Origin of the sequence: Bacteroides pyogenes DSM 20611 = JCM 6294 (genome assembly GCF_000428105.1) — a bacterium.
Lineage (GTDB): Bacteria > Bacteroidota > Bacteroidia > Bacteroidales > Bacteroidaceae > Bacteroides > Bacteroides pyogenes.
The window spans coordinates 1-5229 of record NZ_ATZH01000063.1 but is presented as its reverse complement, the minus strand read 5'-3'; the positions used below and the strand labels follow the sequence as shown (position 1 = coordinate 5229).

Below are 5229 nucleotides of genomic sequence, written 5' to 3'. Positions count from 1 at the left end.
TTTTTCATATTTTTACGATTAGATTGTAGATAAATGCTTTTCATGCAGGAGCGAAAAGCGTTTTCTTTCTCAAGATTTGGCAGATATTGGCAGTACCTGCCATTTTTGTTTGGATGGTGTGTATTTACATAGGCGCTACTGATTTTTAAAGGTTCAACAAATATTTTATATCGGATATATTAGCCTCTCCTGATTTTCAAAAGATTCCTCCTCCGCAACATATGATACCCCTAGATAATTTGCATTTACTATTGATAACCGAAGTTAGATTTCACAGTCTTGTGTCAACATATGTATGTCACAAGACACATCAAATTATACTATCATAAGAGGAAGTCCTATCTTACTTAATAATAACACACATAAAAAGAGCAGCCCTAGTTAAATAACACTAAAATCGTAATTGATAACATATTGTTTATTGAGGTAAACAGATTCAGATATCTGAATATCGGCTTTATGACAAACTAACAATACAAGAAAGACAATCAGAAAAACAATAATTTACTTTTCACAGGAAGCATTCTAAGAAAAATCCGTGTCAAAAGCTTTTTTCGGCACGGACTCTTTTATTTATTATATATTCTTTAATTACCTATTTTATTTCGCATAACCCGGGTTCTGCTCCAGTTTGGGATTATTACTACGGTCGTCCTGCGGAATTGGATTATAACGATTAAACGGTTTAAACGTACGGTCTTCTATCTTTATCTCACTCGGGCTTGCATTTACATTAACCACAGCACGTTTAGTCGGATCCTTTTCAGCAAGATTCATAGAGCCCGATATCCTGTTCAAAGTTCCGTTCAAGACTGTTTCTGCAAGCATTTTCCCACTACTGTCTTTCCAACGCAAGATATCCGCACGACGCAAGCCTTCACCGGCAAATTCAACAGCGCGCTCACGGCGAATCAATTCTCTCAACTTTTCTTTAGTATTATACTTAGCACGATCTATCGACGGCATACCTGCACGATTTCTCACTTGATCTATCTTATTATAGACTTTATCAGACGGTCCTGCCAGTTCATTTGCTGCCTCGGCATATGATAGAAGAACTTCAGCATACCGGAACACAATAGGACAAGCATTGGTTTTCCACATACCACCCGCATATTGGCTTAACGGGTCTAAATATTTTCTCCAAGTCAATGCTGTTTTTGAAGAGTTATTAGCAGCAGTCGGATAATTAGGATTTGTTTTCCCATTGATATCTTTATCCAGCGTATTAATAATTCCACCATTCCAATCCATACCCGGATACATCACTGTCATCTCCATTCTTGGGTCACGATTGGCAAAAGGATGAACAGGGTCATAGGCATCAGCTCCTCCTTTGTGTTTGGACTCTTCCTTGGTTAACCCATCTTTCATTTCATATGTGTCGATCAGATTCTGAGTGGGGACGATAGATGACCAACCTCCATCAGCATTGTTATACATCTGTCCGATTGTATACAATGTCTTTGTCGAGTTAATGTATTGGACTGCTAATATAATTTCCTTAGAATCCTGCCCCGACACTTTAAATAAATTGTCATACGTAGGTTCTAATTCATATTTATGCAAAGAAATAATGCTTTCTGCAGCCTGCTGTGCCCGCTGATACTCTCCATAATACAAAGCACTACGCATTTTCAACGCTAAAGCCGCTCCTTTAGCAATTCTGCCTCTTTCTGCGGGTTCGTCATTCAAATCCGGAATAATTGCATCAAGCTCATCATCCACAAATTTTTTAACGTTAGCCTCTGTCTCACGTGGAACTTGTGCTTCACCGGCAGAGTTATAAATGTCAATAATGGGTACACCACCATACCACCAATTCATTACAAAATAACGATAAGCACGAATAAACCGTACTTGAGCTATCAAATCTTTTTTGGTTTTCTCATCGCTGAAAGGAATACTTTCTATTTTTTCAAGAAACGTATTGCAACGGCGAATGACTTCGAAATTATAAAAAGAAGCCACAGAACCCGAAGGTGTCATACCTCCATTGCCAATCAACTTATATTGTTCCCATTCGAAATTATTATAGCCGAAATCTGAAGCGCAATCCAGATATAAAATATAATCTCCTTCTTCCCATCCGGGTGAATTATCATTTCCTCCATAACATCCGATAGCAAATTTCTGTGCGTCCGTTTCTGTTTTCCATGTCGTACCGGGCGACATCGCATTTTTGGGAGCTGTATCCAGAAAGTCGGAGCATGAAGAGAGTAGCATTACAGTAGCCCCCGTTATTATATAGGTTCTTAATTGTTTCATAGTTTCCATATATTTATCAAATATCATAATACATTAAAATGCAACGCTAACACCAAAAGCATGAGTACGAAGCAACGGATAAGAAGACAAGCGATGACTTGTTGCTTCCGGATCAATGTTAATCTTCATTTTATCTATTGTAAACAAATTCTCTACAGAATAATAGAAGCGAATGTTTTCAATTCCCAGTGAAGTTAAAATACTCTTGGGAAGAGTGTATCCCAATTGCAAATTCTTTAAGCGTAAATAGGAGGTATCCTGAAGCCAAAAGTCAGATTGAGCTGTACGAGAACTGCTTGGAGAGTTATTATCAAAGAAAACACGAGGCATCTTAGCGTTATGGTTATCAGGTGTCCATGCGTCACGCCAGATCGTAGAAGGATGTGCGGCATCACCTGAGAAATTACCATAGACCTCATAACTATCGAATAAACGCTTCACTCCCGCCGCACCATTAAATGTAAGTGAAAGGTCGAATCCATTCCATGCGGCATTCAGATTCAGCCCATACGTAACAGAAGGATCGGGAGTTCCGCAATAGTCACGGTCATTAGCGTTTAAAGTTCCATCGCCATTCACGTCAACATATCTAAGGTCACCGGCCTTAAACTTCTTCTTAAACGGGTTCCCATATTTTTTAGTATAGGCGTCTGCTTCTTCCTGAGAATTAAAGAAGCCATCTGTTTTATAAATATAGTAAGAATTAATGGGTTGTCCCACTTTATTACGCTGATTATATCCGTTGGTGGCGTCAATATATTTATCAGGATTATTTTCGCCTAAATCAAGTATTTCATTTTTATTATAAGCAAAATTTCCACCGATGCCAAAATTAACATTACCTATTTTTGTGTTATAAGCCAAATTAATTTCGACTCCGCTATTTCTCATGGCACCTACATTATCTTTATAGGCATCCAAAGCAAATTCTCTCGGGACTGAAACATCCATGATAATGCCGGTAGTTTTACGATTATAATAATCAATAGAACCTACAAGCGTATCGAATAAAGTAAAGTCTAATCCTACTCCCCACGTGGAAGCCTTTTCCCATGTAATAGTAGAGATACGGTATTTTTTCTGAAAATAACCGGTATTTAAAGTTCCTCCAAAAGGATAAGTGGCATTCAAATTATAAGTATTTAATGCCGGATAATAGTCATTCTCCGTACCACTCAAAGCGTCTTGGTTGCCTAACTGCCCCCAGGAAGCACGAAGTTTCAGATTAGACAATCCCGACTCCTTTACTCCTTCCATAAAAGCTTCTTCACTGATACGCCATGCGCCCGAAAAAGAAGGGAAATAGCCCCAACGATGTCCTTCGGCAAAACGGGAAGATGCATCAGAACGAATATTTGCCTCAAGAAGATATTTGCCGGCATAATCATAGTTGATACGAGCAAACCAAGAAACCATAGCCAACTCTGCTGTGTTTCCCCAATTTTTCTGGGTAGAAGCATCACCGGCATCAAGATCGGTCAGTTCATTATTGGGGAAACTATTACGATAAGCTCTTTGGTATTTATAGTTATATTTCTCCGTATGCCAACCAAGCAGTCCTTTGATGTTATGTTTTCCAAATTGCTTGTCATAATTCAATAAAGCATCGTAGTTGGTACGATCCCATCTGTAGAAACGTTCATCCAAAGAATTCGGCTCTGTCTCTTTATTGGCATTATACTTGATATACTTTTGGAAGAAAGTATAATTCTGCAGATTATTCACATAAGCACCCTGCAGGGTCAGTTTCAGACCGTCCATAATGGCATAGTCTACTGCCAGCGTTCCTGAGAAGTTATAATTATCACGATTCACTTTCATACCGGAATCCAACCATGCAATAGGATTTCCATCTGAAATAGTGCCCCATGTTCCGTCATCGTGACGTGCAACAATCCAAGGTGCTATCAAGTTCAACTGACGAATGATTTGATCTGAACTTCCACCGGCATAAGCAGAGCTGGCATCACTGTATTCGTTTTTAATAAACGCCATATTCAGCCGTGCAGTCAGTCGCTTACTGATATTCATATCCAAATTGGTACGCGCATTGAACTGCTCACGTCCCGCATTTGGCAAAACACCTGTCTGGTGGAGATATCCGATAGAAGCCATATATTTCACATTATCTCCACCACCGTTGACATTGATACTGTGACGGTGCTGCACTCCGGTTTTGTAGGCAAGATCATACCAATCTGTATTAGGATATAACGGGTCGTTACCTGCTTCAAACTTTTTCAATTCGTCGTTGGAAAAACGTCCTTGCATACCTTCCGCTTCCATAGCCTTATTGAGCAACGTTGCATATTCGAACGAGCCCATGCGTTCTATCATATTCGTTGTATTTTGAAAGCTGACATACCCATTGTAAGACACTTTTGTCTTACCGGTTTTTCCACGCTTAGTTGTAATCAAAATAACTCCATTGGCAGCTTTCGAACCATAAATAGCTGCAGATGCAGCGTCTTTCAACACAGAAATGCTTTCTATATCATTGGGATCTATGGCACTCAGCGTTCCTGTTTCTACCCCATCCACCAATATATACGGATCGGCCGTATTCAAAGTACCAATACCACGCACACGAATATTACCGGCATCCCTGCCCGGAGCACCATTAGTCCCCGTAACGGTAACACCAGGCATCAAGCCTTGCAGACCGCTTGATATGTTTTGGATAGGGCGGTTCTCCAGCTCTTTACTTTCTACCATAGCTACAGAGCCAGACAAATTTACTTTTTTCTGAACTCCATATCCCACAACCACAACTTCGTCCAGCGTTTTGGTATCTTCCTCGAGCGTGATATTCAATTGTCGACCGCTAACAGCAGATACCTCCTGTGTCTTATATCCAATGAAGGAAACGATCAGCACAGAATTGCGCGGCGCATCCAACGAGAATTTACCATCCAAATCGGTAATGGTGCCTACTGTACCGCCTTTCACTGCCACCGAAGC

Annotated in this window: 2 protein-coding genes; both read right to left on the bottom strand. The window is 40.0% G+C overall.

The window, feature by feature from the left end:
* Positions 1-600: 600 nt before the first annotated feature.
* Positions 601-2268 carry a RagB/SusD family nutrient uptake outer membrane protein gene (locus C234_RS0112680; protein WP_027326069.1) on the bottom strand — a complete coding sequence of 556 codons (1668 nt, stop codon included), beginning with the start codon at positions 2266-2268 and terminating at the stop codon, positions 601-603.
* A gap of 33 nt (positions 2269-2301) precedes the next feature.
* The coding region (locus tag C234_RS0112675) for a SusC/RagA family TonB-linked outer membrane protein (RefSeq protein WP_027326068.1) at positions 2302-5229 on the bottom strand (2928 nt) is incomplete at its 5' end.